Annotated in this window: 15 protein-coding genes; 3 read left to right on the forward strand and 12 right to left on the reverse strand. The window is 65.3% G+C overall.

All coding sequences use genetic code 11. The annotated features are described in order from the left end of the window. Window positions 1–34 precede the first annotated feature (34 nt). Window positions 35–931 carry a LysR family transcriptional regulator gene (locus tag AC27VE_RS14315; protein WP_488704234.1) on the reverse strand — a complete coding sequence of 299 codons (897 nt, stop codon included), beginning with the start codon at window positions 929–931 and terminating at the stop codon, window positions 35–37. A gap of 106 nt (window positions 932–1,037) precedes the next feature. Between AC27VE_RS14315 and AC27VE_RS14320 the strand changes: the two genes are divergently transcribed. After that, on the forward strand, window positions 1,038–2,102 hold the full coding sequence (locus AC27VE_RS14320) for an NAD(P)-dependent alcohol dehydrogenase (RefSeq protein ID WP_488704235.1): 1,065 nt from the start codon (window positions 1,038–1,040) through the stop codon (window positions 2,100–2,102). Between the two features lie 104 nt (window positions 2,103–2,206). Here AC27VE_RS14320 and aceA read toward each other — a convergent pair whose 3' ends face one another. Continuing rightward, window positions 2,207–3,526, reverse strand: coding sequence for an isocitrate lyase (gene aceA, locus AC27VE_RS14325; protein ID WP_488704236.1), 1,320 nt, complete (start codon window positions 3,524–3,526; stop codon window positions 2,207–2,209). A gap of 322 nt (window positions 3,527–3,848) precedes the next feature. Between aceA and queF the strand changes: the two genes are divergently transcribed. Continuing rightward, a complete protein-coding gene (gene queF, locus AC27VE_RS14330) occupies window positions 3,849–4,673 on the forward strand; it encodes an NADPH-dependent 7-cyano-7-deazaguanine reductase QueF (protein ID WP_006225679.1) in 825 nt (274 codons plus the stop codon). A 20-nt stretch (window positions 4,674–4,693) separates the two neighbouring features. Here the strand turns inward: queF and AC27VE_RS14335 are convergent, their stop codons facing one another. Continuing rightward, entirely contained in the window at window positions 4,694–5,698 is a 1,005-nt protein-coding gene (locus AC27VE_RS14335) for a cytochrome-c peroxidase (protein ID WP_488704237.1), read from the reverse strand. Between the two features lie 157 nt (window positions 5,699–5,855). Then, a complete protein-coding gene (locus AC27VE_RS14340) occupies window positions 5,856–6,764 on the reverse strand; it encodes a LysR substrate-binding domain-containing protein (RefSeq protein WP_488704238.1) in 909 nt (302 codons plus the stop codon). Window positions 6,765–6,865: 101 nt separating this feature from the next. Here AC27VE_RS14340 and AC27VE_RS14345 point away from each other — a divergent pair, with 101 nt between their 5' ends. After that, on the forward strand, window positions 6,866–7,942 hold the full coding sequence (locus AC27VE_RS14345) for a tartrate dehydrogenase (protein WP_488704239.1): 1,077 nt from the start codon (window positions 6,866–6,868) through the stop codon (window positions 7,940–7,942). Window positions 7,943–8,009: 67 nt separating this feature from the next. Here the strand turns inward: AC27VE_RS14345 and AC27VE_RS14350 are convergent, their stop codons facing one another. The 8 genes from AC27VE_RS14350 to AC27VE_RS14385 form a co-directional block, all read right to left on the reverse strand. Further along, entirely contained in the window at window positions 8,010–9,308 is a 1,299-nt protein-coding gene (locus tag AC27VE_RS14350; RefSeq protein ID WP_488704240.1) for an MFS transporter, read from the reverse strand. Window positions 9,309–9,520: 212 nt separating this feature from the next. Beyond that, a complete protein-coding gene (gene pgsA, locus AC27VE_RS14355) occupies window positions 9,521–10,093 on the reverse strand; it encodes a CDP-diacylglycerol--glycerol-3-phosphate 3-phosphatidyltransferase (RefSeq protein ID WP_006225674.1) in 573 nt (190 codons plus the stop codon). Between the two features lie 82 nt (window positions 10,094–10,175). Next, window positions 10,176–12,005 (reverse strand): excinuclease ABC subunit UvrC, encoded by a 1,830-nt coding sequence (gene uvrC / locus AC27VE_RS14360; protein WP_088588982.1) that lies wholly within the window; start codon window positions 12,003–12,005, stop codon window positions 10,176–10,178. After that, window positions 11,968–13,026, reverse strand: coding sequence for a beta-N-acetylhexosaminidase (gene nagZ, locus AC27VE_RS14365; protein ID WP_488704241.1), 1,059 nt, complete (start codon window positions 13,024–13,026; stop codon window positions 11,968–11,970). Before nagZ ends, uvrC begins: the two co-directional genes overlap by 38 nt. Window positions 13,027–13,092: 66 nt before the next feature. Beyond that, complete coding sequence (gene acpS, locus AC27VE_RS14370; protein WP_006225671.1) at window positions 13,093–13,524, reverse strand: holo-ACP synthase; 432 nt, start codon at window positions 13,522–13,524, stop codon at window positions 13,093–13,095. Window positions 13,525–13,545: 21 nt separating this feature from the next. Continuing rightward, a complete protein-coding gene (locus AC27VE_RS14375; RefSeq protein WP_006225670.1) occupies window positions 13,546–14,286 on the reverse strand; it encodes a pyridoxine 5'-phosphate synthase in 741 nt (246 codons plus the stop codon). After that, entirely contained in the window at window positions 14,283–15,800 is a 1,518-nt protein-coding gene (locus AC27VE_RS14380) for an efflux transporter outer membrane subunit (RefSeq protein WP_006225669.1), read from the reverse strand. The genes AC27VE_RS14375 and AC27VE_RS14380 overlap by 4 nt, the downstream gene beginning before the upstream one ends. Beyond that, window positions 15,797–19,033, reverse strand: a complete 3,237-nt coding sequence (locus tag AC27VE_RS14385; RefSeq protein ID WP_488704242.1) for an efflux RND transporter permease subunit — start codon at window positions 19,031–19,033, stop codon at window positions 15,797–15,799. Before AC27VE_RS14385 ends, AC27VE_RS14380 begins: the two co-directional genes overlap by 4 nt. Window positions 19,034–19,044 lie beyond the last annotated feature (11 nt).

Genomic DNA, 19,044 nt, shown 5'->3' on the forward strand with positions numbered 1-19,044 from the left:
TCACGCGCACAACGCGCGAACGGCGCGGGGGGGCTCAGGCCCCGCCTTCCAGGCGGGCCATGTCGATGAACGCCCGCAAGGCGGACGACACGCGCCGCTGCCGCGGGTAATACAGCATGAAACCTTGGAACGGCGGGCACCAGTCATCCAGCAGCCGCACCAGCCGGCCCGATTGCAGGAGCTCGTTCACGTAGTATTCCGGAACGCTGCCGATCCCGATGCCGTCGACCGCGGCGCGCACCTCGGCATGCACGTCGCTTAGCGCGATGCGGCCCGTGACGTCCACTTCGATCGCCACGCCGTCTTTCTCGAATTCCCATTTGTAGAAGCGACCGCTGGCAAAGCGGTAGCGCACACATTCGTGCCGCATCAAGTCGTGGGGATGGCGAGGAATCCCGCGCCCTTCCAGATACGCGGGCGACGCCACGACGGCGGCGCGCAGGCTGGGGCCGATGGGCACGGCCACCATGTCCTCCGGCACGGCCTCCAGCAGCCGCACCCCGGCATCGAAGCCCGATGCGACGATATCGACAAAGCTGTCGTCTTCGCCGATTTCCAGCCGGATGTCCGGGTAGGCCGCCAGGAAACGCGCGGCGAACGGCATCAACAGCATGTAGGAAGCCGCGCGCGACGTGTTGATGCGCAAGGTGCCGGACGCCGTCCCGCGAAAGTGGTTCATTTCCTCGAGCGCGTCGCCCAGGTCGCTTAGCACCGGCAGCAGGCGCTCGGCCAGCCGCTGGCCAGCGTCGGTCAGCGCCACGCTGCGTGTGGTGCGGTTGAACAGGTTCACCCCCAGCCGTTCCTCCAGGCTGCGGATGGCATAGCTGACCGCCGAGGTCGACAAACCCAGTTCCTCGCCGGCGCGGCGAAAGCTGCTGTGACGGGCCACCGCGGAAAAGGCGGCCAGGTGCGACAAGTTATCGGGCAGCATGATTATGCAAATTCTTCGAATAAAACATGCGGAAATTCTAGCTTGATCCCCTGGTTTCGCCGGAATATTGTGAACGCCTGCTCAACAGAATTTATTCGAGACCGTCATGATCCAAGCCCGAGGCTACGCCGCCCACAGCACCGATACCCCGCTCGTTCCGTTCAGTTTCACCCGGCGCGAACCCGGCGACGACGATGTGCTGATCGACATCCTCTACAGCGGCATCTGCCATTCCGATCTGCATCAGGCGCGCGGCGATTGGGGCAACTCGGTCTATCCGATGGTGCCCGGCCACGAAATCGTCGGCCGCGTCGCGCAGGTGGGCAAGAACGTCACCAGGTTCAAGGCGGGCGACTACGCCGGCGTGGGCTGCATGGTGGATTCCTGCCTGCACTGCAAGGCCTGCCGCCTGAACCTGGAGCAATACTGCGAAGAAGGCGCCACGCTGACCTACAACGACCACGAACGCGGTAACGACCAGCTGACCTTCGGCGGCTATTCGGACCGTATCGTCGTGCGCGAACACTTCGTGGTCAAAGTATCCGACACGCTGGACCTGAAGGCCGTCGCCCCGCTGCTGTGCGCCGGCATCACCACCTATTCCCCGCTGCGCCATTGGAAGGTGGGGCCGGGCCAAAAAGTGGGCGTCATCGGCCTGGGCGGCCTGGGGCACATGGGCGTGAAATTCGCCCATGCACTGGGCGCGCACGTGGTGATGATCACGACGTCAGCCGACAAGGGGCGCGACGCCAAGCGCCTGGGCGCCGATGAAGTGCTGGTCTCGCGCGATCCCGAGGCCATGGCCGCGCACGCCGGCACGTTCGACTTCCTGCTGAACACGGTACCCGTCAGCCACGACGTGAACCCGTACATGGCGCTGCTGGGCTTGAACGGCACCATGGCGCTGGTGGGCGCGCTGACGCCGCTGGACCCGATCCCGGGCTCGAACCTGATCATGGGCCGCAAGTCGCTGGCAGGCTCCGCCATCGGCGGCATGGAAGAAACGCAAGAGATGATGGACTTCTGCGCCGAACACGGCATCGTCAGCGATGTAGAAATCGTGCCGATCCAGTCGGTCAACGACGCCTACGAACGCCTGTTGAAGAACGACGTGAAGTACCGCTTCGTGATCGACATGGCCTCGCTGGCCGCGGAACCGGCCGCCGCGTAGCATTCGTTGCGCAGGTGGGGTGAAAAAAAAGGGTGCCCGAAGGCACCCTGAATCCACCCTACAACAGCACCTACAACTGCAACTGCAAATCCCTGCTCAGGCGATCAGGCCGCCTTCTGCGTCTTGCCGTGTTCGAACTGGGCCTCTTCCGTCGAGCCGGTCAGCGCGGTGGTCGAAGACTGGCCGCCTTCGATCGTCTGCGTGACGGCGTCGAAGTAACCGGTGCCCACTTCGCGCTGGTGCTTCACGGCGGTGAAGCCCAGTTCGGCGGCGGCGAATTCCTTCTGCTGCAGTTCCACGAAAGCGCTCATCTGGCGGCGGGCGTAGCCGTGGGCCAGCTCGAACATGCCGTAGTTCAGCGAGTGGAAGCCGGCCAGCGTGATGAACTGGAACTTGTAGCCCATGGCGCCCAGCTCGCGCTGGAACTTGGCGATCGTGGCGTCATCCAGGTTCTTCTTCCAGTTGAACGACGGCGAGCAGTTGTACGCCAGCAGCTTGCCCGGGAATTGGCGATGAATGGCGTCCGCAAACTTGCGGGCGTATTCCAGGTTGGGCGTGGACGTTTCGCACCAGATCAAGTCAGCATAAGGCGCATAGGCCAGACCACGCGAGATCGCCTGGTCGATGCCGGCCTTGGTGCGGAAGAAACCTTCAACCGTACGTTCACCGGTGATGAACGGGCGGTCGTTGTCGTCGACGTCGCTGGTGACCAGATCCGCCGCATCGGCGTCGGTACGGGCCAGCAGCAGCGTGGGCGTACCCATCGTGTCTGCCGCCAGGCGGGCCGACACCAGCTTGGCCACGGCCTCGCGGGTGGGCACCAGCACCTTGCCGCCCATGTGGCCGCACTTCTTCACCGACGCCAACTGGTCTTCGAAGTGCACGCCCGCCGCGCCGGCGTCGATCATGGACTTCATCAGTTCGAAGGCGTTCAGCACGCCGCCGAAACCGGCTTCAGCGTCGGCGACGATAGGCGCGAAGTAGTCGATGTAGCCTTCGTCGCCCGGGTTCTTGCCTTCCATCCATTGGATCTGGTCGCAACGGGCCAGCGAGTTGTTGATGCGGCGGACCACTTGCGGCACCGAATTCGCGGGGTACAGCGACTGGTCGGGATACATTTCGCCGGCCAGGTTGGCGTCGCCGGCGACCTGCCAGCCCGACAGGTAGATTGCCTTCAGGCCGGCCTTGACCTGCTGCATGGCCTGGTTGCCGGTCAGGGCGCCCAGCGAATTCACGAAAGGCTCGCTATGCAGTTGTTCCCACAGACGGGTGGCGCCGCGCTGGGCCAGCGTGTGCTGCACGCTGATCGAACCGCGCAGGCGGATGACATCTTCAGCGCTGTAGTCGCGCTTGATGCCCTGCCAGCGGGAGTTTTCAGCCCAGTCTTTCTGCAAATTGCGGATTTCGGTTTCGCGAGTGCTCATGGTGATGCTCCTGGTCAGTGATGAGAAGACTTCAAAAGATTCGCGTCTTGCATTGCGTGAATCGTTGGACAAAGTCTATGCCTCTGCTGCGGAGCAATGCAGGCTTGTGTCTTATAGAAGATGAAAAATGTTTTTCTTTAAAATCATCATCTTATATTCGACGTTTCGCATTATGGAACGATATTGTCATCTGTGAAATGGGCGCTCGTTGCACAGCAGCAGGAACTTTCACATGACGAGACTTACATTTCACAATACGAAAAATCGCCGGTTTTCGGACCGCCTACAATCCCCCCATTCCCGCTGATTCCTTGATTCCGCCATGACCCTGTCTCACGGCCCGCTGGGCCAGAGCGTGGCCTACGCCTCGCAATACGATCCTTCGCTGCTTTTCCCCATCGCGCGTTCGCACAACCGCGCGGCGCTCAATCTGAACGCCGGCAACCTGCCTTTTACGGGCGTGGACCTGTGGAATGCCTACGAGCTCTCGTGGCTGGACGCCAAGGGCAAGCCGCGCGTGGCCATGGCCACCTTCTCGGTGCCGGCCGACAGCCCCAACATCATCGAGTCCAAGTCGTTCAAGCTCTACCTGAACTCGTTCAACCAGACGCGCCTGGTCAATTCGGCGGCCCTGCGCGGCCGCCTGGAACGCGACCTGAGCGCCGCCGCCGGTGCCCCCGTGGGCCTGGACTTCTTCCTGCCGCAGCGCTTTTCCGAATTGCGCATGGGCGAAATGGACGGCATCTATATCGACAAGCTGGACATCGAGATCGATACCTACGAGCCCGCGCCGCAAGTGCTGCGCACCCGCCCCGGGGACGTGGTCGAAGAAACGCTGGCGTCGCGCCTGCTGAAGTCGAACTGCCCGGTCACCGGGCAGCCTGACTGGGCCAGCGTGCAGATCCGCTACCGCGGCGCGCCCATCGACCGCGAATCGCTGCTGCGCTATGTGGTGTCGTTCCGCCAGCATGCGGAATTCCACGAGCACTGCGTCGAACGCATCTTCAGCGACATCATGCAGGCCTGCGCGCCCGAGCAATTGACGGTCTACGCGCGCTACACGCGCCGCGGCGGGCTCGACATCAACCCGTGGCGCAGCAATTTCGAAACCGCGCCCCCGGCGGACGTGCGCACCGTCCGCCAATAAGCGCGCCAGCCCCGCCCGCCCTACTTCATGAAGGGCTCGGGCCGGGGCGTGCCGTCTTCGGACGGCGGCAGCACCGGGTACTGGATCACCGGCTGGTCGCCGGTCAGCGTCTTCAGGAACGCGACGATGTCCGCGTTCTCTTCCGGCGTGAACTTGCGTCCCAATTGCAGGCGGCCCATCACATCCACCGCCTGCGTCAGCGTGGCGGCCTCGCCGTCATGGAAGTACGGATAGGTCAGCGCCACGTTGCGCAGCGTCGGCACCTTGAAGTTGAAGCGGTCGGCGTCCTTTCCCGTCACCCCGGCGCGACCCTCTGCCTTGTTGTCGGTCTTGTAGGGCTCGATCAGCCCCATCTTCTGGAATGAATTGCCGCCCACCGCCACGCCGTTGTGGCAGGCGACGCAGCCGCTGTTCTTGAAGAGCGTGTAGCCCGCCAGTTCCTTGACCGTCAGGGCGCGGTCATCGCCCTTGAGCCACTGGTCGAAACGCGAGTTCGGTGTCACCAGCGTTTCCTCGAAGGCGGCCAATGCGCCTGTCACCTCATCGATCGTGATGCCGTCCTTGCCGAAGACCTGCTTGAACTCCGCGCGGTAGCCCGGAATCGAATTCAGCACCTGCACGGCCAATTCGTGCGAGGACGCCATTTCCATCGGGTTGGCGATCGGGCCGCCAGCCTGCTCGCGCAGGTCCTTGGCACGGCCATCCCAGAACTGCGCGATGTTCAGGCTGGAATTGAGCACCGTGGGCGAATTGATCGACCCTTGCTGCCACTTGTGGCCGATGGACGCCTTCAGGTTGTCGGAGCCGCCCATGCCCAGGTTGTGGCAGGAATTACAGGAAATTGCGCCCGAGCGCGACAGGCGCGGATCGAAGAACAGCTTCTTGCCCAGCTCTACCTTGGCGGGGTCCTTCACCACGGCTGCCTCGATCGGGGAAATCGGTTCCTGCCGGGGGTTGCCCATCGCGTGGCCCGTCCACAGCCCAAGAACCACGCCCGCCGCCAGCAACGCACTCTGCTTTCTCATGTGCTTTCTCCTGTTGAATAACCACCACTTATTTATGGTTATTACATCGGGAGGGATCGCGCCCGGCCTTGCGGCGCGTCAACCACCGCGGCGGGCGCGCGAGGGATGCGAAGCCGGCTTGATATGCCGCAACTGGCGGATCAGTTGGCGGTACGGATCAGTCGAGCGGCGCCTGGGTGCGCAGGTGCGCTTCCAGGAAGTCCACACACGCCCGGACCTTGGCCGACGCGTTCAAGCGGGTGGGATACACCGCCCACACGTTCGCTTCCTGGCGGTACTGCGGCAGCACCTGCACGAGCTTGCCCTCGGCGATCAGCGGCCCGACATCCCACATCGAACGCAGGATGATGCCCCGGCCATCCACCGCCCACTGCACCACCATTTCACCGTTGTTGGCGGACAAGGGGCCGCGGACTTTTACCGTGTGCGCCTGACGCCCGCGATGCACCCGCCATACGCCGAAGGGATGGTCGCGTTCCTTGATGACCAGGCAGTCGTGCGCGGGCAGCTCGGCCAGCGTGCGCGGCATGCCGCGTTCAGCAAGGTAGGCAGGCGCCGCGCACAGCACGCGATGGTTGCTGGCGATCTTGCGTGCGATCACGTGCGGCGCGATGTCGTCGCCGACCCGCACGTCCAGGTCGTAGCCTTCCGCCGCCACGTCGATCAAGCGGTCGGCGATATCAAAGCGCACTTGCATCGCGGGATGCTGGCCCACGAACGCCGACAGCGCCGGCGCCACCACCCGCCGGCCGAAGCCGAAACTGCTGCATACGCGCAACAGGCCGCGCGGTTCACGCCGCGTGACGCTGACCTCTTCGACCAGATGGTCCATGTCGTCCAGCACGCGCTGCGCCCAGTGATAGACGCGTTCGCCGGCCTCGCTGATAACCACGCGCCGCGTGGTGCGGTGAAACAGCTTGGTGCCCAGGCTTTCCTCCATCAGCCGGATGCGCTTGGTGACATAGGCGGGCGACATGCCCAGGCCTTCGGCCGCCTTGGAGAAGCTGGAGGCGCGCGCGACGGCGTTGAACACGCGCAGGTCGGCGGGCAGCAGATCATTATTCACGATATGTGCACAGTCAATTCACAGTAAGGCCCATTGTAAATGCCTGGGCCTCGCGCCTACCATGGCCCATCTTGTTCTCCCTCCCTCAGGCAATGCTCCCCATGTCCCAAGTTTTCAAAATCGCAGCGATCGCCGGCGACGGCATCGGCAATGAAGTCATGCCCGAAGGCCTGCGCGCGGTCCACGCCGCCGCCAAGCGATTCGGCCTGGCCCTGCAAATCGACACCATCCCCTGGGCCAATTGCGAGTACTACGCAGAACACGGCGAAATGATGCCGGCCGACTGGAAGGCGCAGCTGCAAGGCTACGACGCCATCTTCTTCGGCGCCGTGGGCTGGCCCGCGACCGTGCCCGACCATATCTCGCTGTGGGGGTCATTGCTGAAGTTCCGGCGCGAATTCGACCAGTACATCAACCTGCGCCATGTCCGGCTGTTCGACGGCGTGCCCTGCCCGCTCGCCGGCCGGCGCGCCGGCGACATCGATTTCTTCATCGTGCGAGAGAACACCGAAGGCGAATACACCAATCTGGGCGGCCGCCTGTTCGCCGACACCGACCGCGAAATCGTCATCCAGGAATCCGTCTTCACACGCCACGGCACCGACCGCGTCATGCGCTACGCGTTCGAACTGGCCAACCGCCGCGAACGCAAGCAGCTGACGGTGGCCACCAAGAGCAATGGCATCGCCATCAGCATGCCATGGTGGGACGAACGCGCCGATGCCATGGGCAAGCACTACCCCGACGTCAAGACCGACAAGCAGCACATCGACATTCTGGCGGCACGCTTCGTGCTGCAGCCGCAGCGCTTCGACGTGGTGGTGGCATCCAACCTGTTCGGCGACATCCTGTCGGACCTGGGCCCTGCCTGCACCGGCACCATCGGCATCGCGCCGTCGGCGAACCTGAACCCGGAACGCAAATTCCCGTCGCTGTTCGAACCCGTGCACGGGTCGGCGCCGGACATCTATGGCCAAGGCATCGCCAACCCGATCGCCATGATCTGGTCGGGCGCGCTGATGCTGCAGTTCCTGGGCAGCCAGGACGCGCACGACGCCATCCTGGCCGCCATCGAGCATTGCCTGAAAGACGGCCCGCGCACGCCCGACCTGGGCGGCACCGCCCGCACCGAAGACATCGGCCGCGCGATCGCCGCGCATATCGAGGCCCACGCCTGAAGCCTGGAAAGCAAAAAGCGCACCCGAGGGTGCGCTTTTTTTTGCGTGCCGCTTGCCGGCTGCCTGATCAGGACCGGGCGGCCACGCCACCTGCCATGACGGGATCGGCGCGGCGCGCCTGCACCGCAATCCATTGCGCCAGCAAGGCGGCCACGGCGAACGCCACGCCGGCGCCCACCCACGGGCCTTGGCGCAAACCGGCATCCAGCAGCATGCCGAAGGCCAGCGGCCCCAGCGCCGACCCCACGTCCATGCCCGAATACACCAGCCCGTAGACCGACCCCGTCGACCCCTTGGGCGTCACGCGGCGGATCAGCATGTCGCGCGAAGGCGCGGCCACGCCCGAGCAGAAACCGGCCAGGCCCACCACCGGGGCCGCCAGCGCGGCAGGCACCAGGCCCAGCGCCAGCACCACCAGCGTCAGGCCTGCCAGCATCAGGGCCACCATCACCGTGCGCTCCGTGCGCGGGTTGGCGGACACCAGGAAGCCACCGGCGGCCATGCCCACGGCGGACGCCACCATATACCCGGACAACGCCGAGCTGGCCAGCACTTCGGACAGGCCGTACAACTGGTCCAGCAGCGGAATCGTGTAGTTCTGCACCGACGACAGCGCGACCGACGTGCAGGCGAAGAACAGGAACGCGCCCCACAAGGCCGGCTTGGACAGCAGCGTGGCCAGCGTTGCCAGCACGCCCTCTTGCGGTTTGGCCGCCGACTTGATGGTCTTGGCATCGCCTTGGACGTCCGTCTCCAGGCCCGTGGGACCGCCAAGCAGGTTCCGGCCCAGCACCGTCAGCAGCAGCACCACCGCCACCAGGCCGGCGGCGCTATAGGCCGCCACGCGCCAGTCCGCCAGCAGGATGATCGTGGTCATGAACACCGGCGTCAGCGCCCAGCCCAGGTTGCCCGTCAGGCCGTGCGCCGAGAACGCGTGGCCCAGGCGGGACGCCGTGATGCGATGGTTGATGATGGAGTAGTCGGCCGGGTGGAAGACGGAATTGCCGATGCCGCCGACGACCGCCGCCGCCATCAGCATGGCGTAGCCGTTAGCCGAACCGATCAGCAGGCCGGACAGCACGAAACAGGTCAGCCCGAACCACAGCACGGGCCGTGCGCCGATGCGGTCGACGACGAAACCCGACGATGCCTGGCCGATGCCGGACACCACGTAGAACGTCGCCACCAGCGCGCCTACCCGGGCGAAGTCCAGCCCGAACGCGTTGGCAAGCGACACGTTGAGCAGCGGCAGCACCAGTTGGAAGAAGTGCGACGCGGCATGCGCCACGCCGATGAGCAGGATGGTCTGCCAGTCGCGTCGGCGGACATCGGCGTCCGAAGGCAAGGTATTCGCAGCGGTGTTCATTGCAAAAGGCCGCGGCAGCGGCAAGTGGCGCGCGCCGTGAGGCGGCGCGCGGGTTGTCTCCGGCGACGTCCGGGCAGCCCGGGCGTCGTGTGCGCGGCGAATGCGGCGGCAAGGCCGGGCCGGATCGTGCCGGCCATCGCTCTTGAACTGTAACGGCGGCCGTCTTGCGCGAGCCGGGCCGCCGTTTGGAAATCAGGATACTGCGGGACTGCTTACAGCGCTTTCTCGCGGATGGCGGGCCAGGCGCGCTGCAGGTAATACAGCATAGACCAGACCGTCAGCACCGCCGCCACAATGATCAGCACGTCGCCCAGCAGCTTGGTGCTGATGCCGTAGACGGGCTGGTTGTACAGCAGGCAGGGAATCGCCACCATCTGGGCCGCCGTCTTGAACTTGCCCAGGCGGTGCACGGCCACACTGGCGCTGGCGCCGATCTTGGCCATCCATTCGCGTAGCGCAGAAATGGTGATTTCACGGCCGATGATGATCAGCGAGATGAACGCGTCCACGCGGCTCAAGTCCAGCAGGACGATCAGCGCGGCGCACACCATCAGCTTGTCGGCGACGGGATCCAGGAAGGCGCCGAAGGCAGAAGTCTGGTTCCAGCGGCGGGCCAGCCATCCGTCGAACCAGTCGGTCAGCGCCGCAATGATGAACGCCCAGGCGGCAAAGGTGTCGCGCGTGGGGACCGACATCCAGCTTTCGGGCAGGTAGAACAGCCCGACCACCAGCGGAATCATGGCGATGCGCAGCCATGTCAGGATAATGGGAACGTTAATTGGCATAGTGTCCGTATGCTACATCAGCCGGGTGACGCTGGCTGTATCGGTGCGGCACGGTGGCCGCCCCCCGGCCGGTGGCTGAAAGCTATCCACGCAGGGCCTCATAGATGCGTTCGGCCAAATCCTGGGAAATGCCGTCCACCGACGCCAGGTCTTCGATGCTGGCCGATGCCACCCCTGAAAACCCGCCAAAGCGCGCCAACAGCCGCTGGCGCCGCCGGGCGCCCACGCCTTCGATCTCTTCCAGCCGAGACACATTGCGCGTCTTGGCGCGCCGCGCGCGCATGCCGGTGATGGCAAAACGGTGCGCTTCGTCGCGCACCTGGGCGATCAGCATCAACGCGGCGGACTCGCCGCCCAGGGCGACCGGGGGCCGTTCGTCGGCGAACACCAGGGTTTCCAGGCCAACCTTGCGCCCTTCTCCCTTGGCCACGCCCACCAGCGTCTGGATATCCAGGCCCAATTCGACGAACACCTTGCGGGCAACTTCCACCTGGCCCTTGCCGCCGTCGATCAGGACGAGGCCGGGCATTTGCGCATCGCCGTCGGCGACTTTGGCGAAACGGCGCGTCAGCACCTGGCGCATCGCGGCGTAATCATCGCCCGGGGTGATGCCGGCAATGTTGTAACGGCGATACAGCGACGGTTGCATGTCGTGGTGCTCGAACACCACGCAGGACGCCTGGGTCGCTTCGCCGGCGGTATGGCTGATGTCGAAGCATTCGATGCGCAGCGCATCCAGTGCGGCTTCGTCGGTGTCCAGATCCAGCGCCTCGGCCAGCGCCAGGGTGCGCCCCGCGCGGGCGCCGGATTCGGTCAGGGCTCGCGCCAGCGCCATCTCGGCATTTTTCAGCGCCTGCTCCAGCCACGACCGGCGGGCGCCCTGCGGGCGCGTCAGCATCCGGGACGGCCGTCCGCCGGCCTGCTCAACCAGCAGGCCGATCAGGTCCGGGTCGGGCAAGGCGTGCGAACAGACCAGCACGGGGGGCATGGCGTTGTCGGTGTAGTGCTGGGCCAGGAACGCTTCCAGCACCTGAGGCGCGGCTTCGCCCTCGGCGTGCGACGGAAAGAACGGCTTGTCGCCCAGGTGGCGGCCGCCTCGCACCATGGCGAGATTCACGCAGACCTTGCCGCCGGCCACGGCCACCGCGATGATGTCGGTGTCTTCGCCGCTGGTGTTCTCCATGGTCTGCTGATGCAGCACGCGCGCAAGCGAACCCATCTGGTCGCGCAGCGCCGCGGCTTCCTCGAAGCGCAGCTCGCCCGCCGCCTGCTGCATGCGGGTCTCGATCTCGCCCATCACGTCTTTGGCTTCGCCGTTCAAAAAGCGCACCGCGCGCTGCACGTCGCGTTCATATTCCGACGCTTCGATCGCGCCCACGCAGGGCGCCGAACAGCGCCCGATCTGATGCAGCAGACAGGGCCGCGAGCGGTTGGCGAAGACGGTGTCCTCACAGGTACGCAGCCGAAAGACCTTCTGCAGGATCTGGATGGTTTCCCGCACGGCCCAGGCGTTGGGGAACGGCCCGAAGTACTGGCCCCGCTTGTTCGTCGCGCCGCGATAGTAGGCAATGCGCGGCCACTCATGGCCCGTGATCAGCAGGTAGGGGTAAGACTTGTCGTCGCGGAACAGGATGTTGTAGCGCGGCTTCAGGCTCTTGATGAGGTTGTTTTCCAGGATCAGCGCTTCGGCTTCCGAGCGCGTGACCGTCACCTCAAGCCGGGCCACCTTCGACACCATCTGGGCGATGCGGGGGCTGGCCAGGTTTTTCTGGAAATACGACGAGACGCGCTTCTTCAGGTCGCGCGCCTTGCCGACATACATGACTTCACCGGCCGCATCCAGGTGCCGGTAGACACCCGGCAGATGCGGCAGGTCAGCCAGGAACGATTTGAGATTGAAGTCGTCGGGCATTCTGATAACGGCTTTCGGCCTGCAAGGTATCCCAGTCGGGCGCATCGAAACGCGGCATCAGGCGGCGGATGCGTTCGACCGATTCGGGCGCATGGTCGAACTTCAGGCGCGACAGCAGTTCGTCGGCCAGGTCCGGCCGGTTGCACACCAGCACCATGTCGCAGCCGGCGCGCAGGGCGGCGTTGGCGCGGTCCAGGATGTCGCCGGCGACCGACGCGCCTTCCATCGTCAGGTCGTCCGAGAACACCACGCCGTCATACCCCAGGCGCTTGCGCAGGATGTCCTGCACCCAGCGCTTGGAGAAGCCGGCCGGATGCTTGTCGACCTTGGGATAGATCACGTGCGCCGGCATCACGGACGGCAGCACGGCATCGCCCAACCACGCGTACGGCGCGGCATCGTCCTTCAGGATCTCGTCCAGCCCGCGCGGGTCCACGGGGATCTCGTGGTGGGAATCCGCCCCCACGAAACCATGGCCCGGGAAGTGTTTGCCACAGGCCGACATGCCGGCCAGGGCCAGCCCCTGCACCAGCGCGCGCGACAGCATGGTGACCACGCGCGCATCGGAATGGAAGGCGCGGTTGCCGATCACCTTGCTGACGCCGTAATCCAGATCCAGCACAGGCGTGAAGCTCATGTCCACGCCGCAGGCGCGCAGTTCTGCGGCCAGCACATAGCCGGCCTCGGTTGCCAGGCGCATGGCCTGCAGCGGATCGCGGTCCCACAGCACGCCCAGGTCGCGCATCGCGGGCAAGGGGGTGAAACCGTCCTCGCGGAAGCGCTGCACGCGGCCGCCTTCATGGTCCACCAGGATCAGCAGCGGCGCGTTGCGGGCCTTGTGGATCTGGCGCGTCAGCTTGGTCAGCTGCTTGCGGCTTTCGAAATTGCGGGCGAAGAGGATCACGCCGCCGACCAGCGGATGGCGCAGGCGGGCCTTCTCTTCCTTGGTCAGCGTGTATCCCGCCACATCGACCATCACGGGGCCGGGGGGCAGGACCGCCTTGGATTTTTTCTTGGCCATGGGGCTGTCCTTGTGTCTATGTCAGGCAAGGTGATGCCAGGCCCCTACACTAACAGGGGCAAGGCCTCACGGCTTGCGTTCGACCACCACATACGCGGCGGCCATGTCGGATTCGTCGGTAATGGAGACGTGCGCCGCCCCGAAACGCTGGTTGTACCAATCCAGCAGTTCGGGCGCGATCACCAGCACCGGGCGTCCGCCGGGTGCGTTCAGGGTCTGCACGCGACGCCACGTCATGGGCATGCGCATGCCCAGGCCGATCGCTTTGGAGAACGCCTCTTTGGCGGCAAAGCGCGTGGCCAGGAAACGCACGCCGCGCACCGGATCCCGGGCGCGGCGCGCATGGAACTTCTGCAATTCTTCCACGCCCAGGATTTTTTCCGCGAAGCGGTCGCCATGGCGCTCCAGCGCACGCTCGATGCGATCGATGCGCAGGAGGTCCATGCCGATGCCGGCGATGGCGCCGGCGGGCGCAGGGGGCTTGGGCGTGTCAGACATGGGCGTGCCCCAAGGGCGTCATCACAGGCCGCGCAGCGCTTGCAGGCGGGCCTGCACCATCAGCGCCTTCATGTCGCGCACGGCTTTTTCCCAGCCGTCGAACACCGCCTGCGCCACGATGGCGTGGCCGATGTTCAGTTCGGAAATGCCGTCGATCGCCGCCACCGGCGACACGTTGCCCACATGCAGGCCGTGTCCGGCATTCACGCGCAGGCCATGACGCAGCCCTTCGGTGACCGCCAGGCGGATGCGTTGCAATTCGGCCTGGGCGGCGTCGCCTTCGGCTTCGGCGTAGGCGCCCGTATGCAGTTCGATCACCGTCGCGCCGGCCTTGGCCGCCGCGGCGATCTGCACCGGGTCCGGGTCGATGAACAGCGACACGCGGATGCCGGCTTCAGCCAGCAACCCCACGGCGTCCGATACCGGACCCATCGCACCCGCTACTTCCAGCCCGCCTTCGGTGGTCAGTTCCGTGCGCTTTTCAGGCACCAGGCAGACATCGCTGGGCTTGACCGCGCAGGCGATCTCGAGCATTTCGGCGGTGATCGCGCATTCCAGATTCATGCGCGTGCGCAAGAGTGGACGGATGGCATACACGTCCGCGTCCTGGATATGACGCCGGTCTTCGCGCAGATGCAGCGTGATCAGGTCGGCGCCGGCATCCTCCGCGCGCAGCGCGGCGGCCACCGGGTCCGGATACGCCGTATGGCGCTGTTGCCGCAACGTGGCAACGTGATCGATATTTACACCAAGTTCTATCATTGAGCAGTCGTCGTAACTTTGGTCGGTTCTTTCGTGGTTTCTTCCCAGCCGCCGCCCAACGCCTTGTAGAGCTCCACGCGGTTGATCAGCGCGGCCAAACCGGTTTGCACCAGCGAAAGCTGGGCATTGAAGAAGTCCACCTGCGCGGTCTGCACCTGCAGATAGCTGTCGATACCATTGGTATAGCGCAGATTCGACAGTTCCAGGGTGCGTGCGGACGAATCCTGCAACGCGCGCTGGGCGTCAAGCTGCGCGCCGTACGTGGCTTCGCCCGCCAGCGCGTCCGACACTTCCCGGAACGCCTGCTGGATGGACTGTTCGTACTGCGCCACCGCGATATTGTCGCGCGCCTTCGCCAGATTCAGGCCTTCGCGGATGCTGCCGCCCGCAAACAGCGGTGTCGTGATCGACGGCGAAAAGCTCCAATAGCCCTGGCCGCCCTTGAACAGGTCGCCCAGCGACGGGCTGGCCACGCCCAGCAGGCCGGTCAGCGAAATCGTCGGGAAGAACGCCGCGCGCGCCGCACCGATGTTGGCGTTGGCCGCCTTCAGCTGGTTCTCTGCTGCGACGATGTCGGGACGGCGCTCCAGCAGGTCCGACGGCAGGCCCGAGGGCACCGTGGCCAGCAATTGGTCGCGGCCGAACGTTGCCGGCGCCGGCAAGTCTTCCGGCAACGGTGCGCCCACCAGCAGCACCAGCGCGTTCAGCGCCTGCGCGCGAGCCCGGGCCAGCTGCGCCAGATCGGACGATGCCGTATCCAGCAAGGTCTTGGACTGGTTCAGGTCCAGTTCGGACGCCACGCCGCCGTCGAAACGGCGCTTGACCAGGTTGTAGGACTCCTGGCGCGAGGCCAGCGTGCGCTGCGTCAGTTCCAGCTGGACTTCGGCGGCGCGCAGATTGAAGTACGACTGCGCCACCGACCCGACCAGCGTGATCTGCACGCTCTTTTGCGCCTGCTCGGTCGACAGGTACTGCTGATACGCCGCCTCGGACAGGTTGCGCAAGCGGCCGAACAGATCGATCTCGAAGGTCGTCAGGCCGATGCCGGCCTGATAGGAACTGGAGATCGAGCTGGAATCGGGGCCACCTGCCCGCATGTTGCCGGGCAGATGCTGGCGCTGGCCCTGGATGCCGGCGCCAATGCTCGGCCATTGCGCGCCGCGTTGCACGCCGTACTGGGCGCGCGCCTCTTCGACACGCTGCACGGCCACGCGCAGGTCGCGGTTGTTGACGAGCGACAGCGAGATCAGGCTTTGCAGGCGCGGATCGCGGAAGAACTCGCGCCAGCCCAGATCCGCCGCGGGCGTGCCGTCTTGCGGCATCACCGATGTCGAAGGCTGCGAACCCAGCGACGTCGGATTGGCGTAACCGCCGTACTGGACCTTGGGCTGATCGGGCCAAGCGCCCGTCACCGGGGCGTCGGGACGCTTGTAATCAGGGGCCAGCGAGCAGCCGGCCAGCGCCACCGCCACGAAGGCGGACAAGGCGGTCTGTTTGAACATCAGGGCTTTCATACCTTGCCCTCCGGGCCACCGTTGGGTTGTGCGGGAGTGGGGGTCGCGCCAGGCGCGTCGGGCGGCGTGCCGCCGGCAGCCTTCTTGGCGGCCTGCTCTTCTTCCCAGACGCGAAGCTCGGCGCCCAGCAGGCGCGGACGGGTCTTGAACAAGCCCAGCACCACCACGAAGAACGTCGGCACGAAGATCACGGCGAACGGGGTCGCGGCCAACATGCCGCCCAGCACGCCCAGACCCACTGCGCGCTGGCTGGCTGCGCCGGCGCCCGTGGCCATGGCCAACGGCACCACGCCCAGGATGAACGCCAGCGACGTCATCAGGATCGGCCGGAACCGCAGGCGCGCGGCTTCCACCGCGGACTCGTAGAGGCCCATGCCCCGCGCATACTGGTCCTTGGCGAATTCCACGATCAGGATGGCGTTTTTGGCCGCCAGCCCGATCACCGTCACCATGCCCACCTGGAAGTACACGTCGTTAGACATGCCCAGGGCGCTGATCAGCGCCACGGCGCCCAGCATGCCCAGAGGCACCACCAGCATCACCGAGATCGGGATGGCCCAGCTTTCATACAGGGCGGCCAGCACCAGGAACACCACCAGCAGCGACAGGCCCATCAGGATGGGGGCCTGGTTGCCGGCCTGGCGTTCCTGGTAGGACAGGCCGTTCCATTCGTAGCCGAAGCCCTGCGGCAGTTGCCCGACCAGGCGTTCCATCTCGGCCATTGCCTCGCCGGTGGTGTAGCCCGGTGCGGCATCGCCGCTGATACGCATGGATTCGTAGCTGTTGTAGCGCACCACCTGCACCGGGCCCTGCTTCCATTCGGCCTTGACGAAGGTGGACAGCGGCACCATCCCGCCCTGGTTGTTGCGCGCATTGAGCTGCAGCACGTCATTGAGCTGCATGCGGTATGGCGCGTCGGCCTGCACCCAGATGTTCTGCATCCGGCCCAGGTTGGGGAACTTGCTCAGGTAGGCGGAACCGACAGCCGTGGAAATCAACGAGGCAGCCTCGTTGAAGTCCACGCCCAACGCGGCCGCCTTGTCGCGGTCGATCGTCAGGCTGAGCTGGGCGCCCGGCGCGAGACCGGTGATCCGCACTTGCGACAGCACCGGGCTCTTCATGACCAGGCCCATCAGCTGCCCAGTGGCCGCCGCCAAGCCGGCGGAACCCGCCGAGCCGCGATCCTGCAGGCGGAAGTCGAAGCCGGTGGCGTTGCCCAGGGACGAAATGGCGGGCGGCACCAGGGTGAACACCTGTGCGTCATGGATGCCCATCAGCTGCTTCTCGAAGGCCTGGAAGGCGATCGCGCCCGCGGAGTCCTTGTGATCCTTGCGTTCGCTGAAGTCCTTCAGCGTGACGAAGGCGATAGCGGCGTTCAGGCCGTTGCCGTTGAAGCTGTAGCCCTGCACGGCGATGATGTTCTCGACCGCCGACACGCCGGAGAAGTATTTCTCGACCTGTTCGATGACCTCGACCGTGCGGTTGGCGGTAGCGCCGGTGGGCAGTTCGATGTTGCTGACCACGTAGCCCTGGTCTTCCTCGGGCAGGAAAGACGACGGCAGGCGCAGGTACAGCCAGCCCAGCAGCAAGACCAGCACCAGGAAGGCCAGCATCATGCGGCCGCCCTTGTGCAGCATACGGGCCACCCAGTTCTGGTAGCCGTGGGTGGTGGCGTCGAACTTGCGGTTGAACCAGCCGAAGAAACCCTTCTTGTCCTCGTGATGTCCCTTGGCCACCGGCTTGAGGATGGTGGCGCACAGCGCCGGGGTGAAGGTCAGCGCCAGCAGCGCGGAGAAGAAGATGGACACCGCCATCGCGATCGAGAACTGGCGATAGATCACGCCCACCGAGCCGCTCATGAAGGCCAGGGGCAGGAACACCGTCACCAGCACCAGCGTGATGCCGATGATGGCGCCACTGATCTGCGGCATGGCTTTCTTGGTGGCCTCTTTGGGTGGGAGGCCTTCCGTAGACATGATCCGCTCGACGTTCTCCACCACCACGATGGCATCGTCCACCAGGATCCCGATGGCCAGCACCATCGCAAACATGGTCAGCACGTTGATCGAGAAGCCTAGCGCCAGCATCACCGCGAACGCCCCCAGCATGGCCACCGGCACCACCAGCGCCGGGATCAGGGTATAGCGGACGTTCTGCAGGAACAGATACATCACCAGGAACACCAGCACCATGGCTTCGACCAGGGTATGCAACACCTGCTCGATGGACACCTTCACGTAGGGCGCGGTGTCGTAGGGGATGGAGTACGTGATGTTGCCGGGGAAGTACTTGGACAATTCCGCCATCTGGTCACGCACGCCCTGCGCGGTGGCCAGCGCGTTTGCGTTCGGCGACAGCACGATGGCGAAAGCCGCCGTCGGCTTGCCGTTCAGGCGGGCGCCGAACTGGTAGTTGTCGGCGCCGACCTCGATGCGGGCGACGTCGCGCAGCATTACAGAGGAACCGTCGGTGTTAGCCCGCAGGACGATCTTGCCGAAGCCTTCGACCGTGCTCAGTTGGCCGTTGGCCGTGACCGTGGCGGTGATGCGCTGCGAATCCGGGTTGGGAGGCGCGCCGACGCTGCCGCCCGAGATCACCACGTTCTGGTTGGCGATCGCCTGGTTGACCTCCGACATGCTCAGGTTGAAGCCCACCAACTTGGCGGGATCCACCCAAATGCGCATGGCGCGCGGCGCCGCGAACAGCTGGAACTGGCCCACGCCGGGCACGCGCGACACCGGGTTCTTGACGTTGCGGGTGATGTAGTCGGCCAGCGCGGTCTGGTCCAGCGACCCGTCGGTGGACGACACCGCCGCCACCATCAGGAAGCCGGTACTGGTCTGCTCATATTGCAGGCCCTGCTGCTGCACGGCGGTGGGCAACTGCGCAACCACGTTCGACACGCGGTTCTGCACGTCCACCTGCGCAAGGTCCGGGTTGGTCCCGGGCGCGAAGGTCGCGGTGATGGTCGAGGTGCCGTAGGAATCGCTGACCGACTCGTAGTAGATCAGGCCCTTGGCGCCGTTTAGCTGGTCTTCGATGATACTGGTGACCTGCTCGGCGACTTCGTTGGCCGAGGCGCCGGGGTAGGTAGCCGTGATCGTGATCGCGGGCGGCGCCACGTCCGGGTACTGCGAGATCGGCATGTTCGGGATCGCCAGCACCCCGGCCAGCAGGATGAACAGGGCGACTACCCAGGCGAAAATCGGTCTATCAATAAAAAATTGCGGCATGTGGGCTGACT

This window comes from Achromobacter sp. 18P8.1.1, assembly GCF_057799415.1.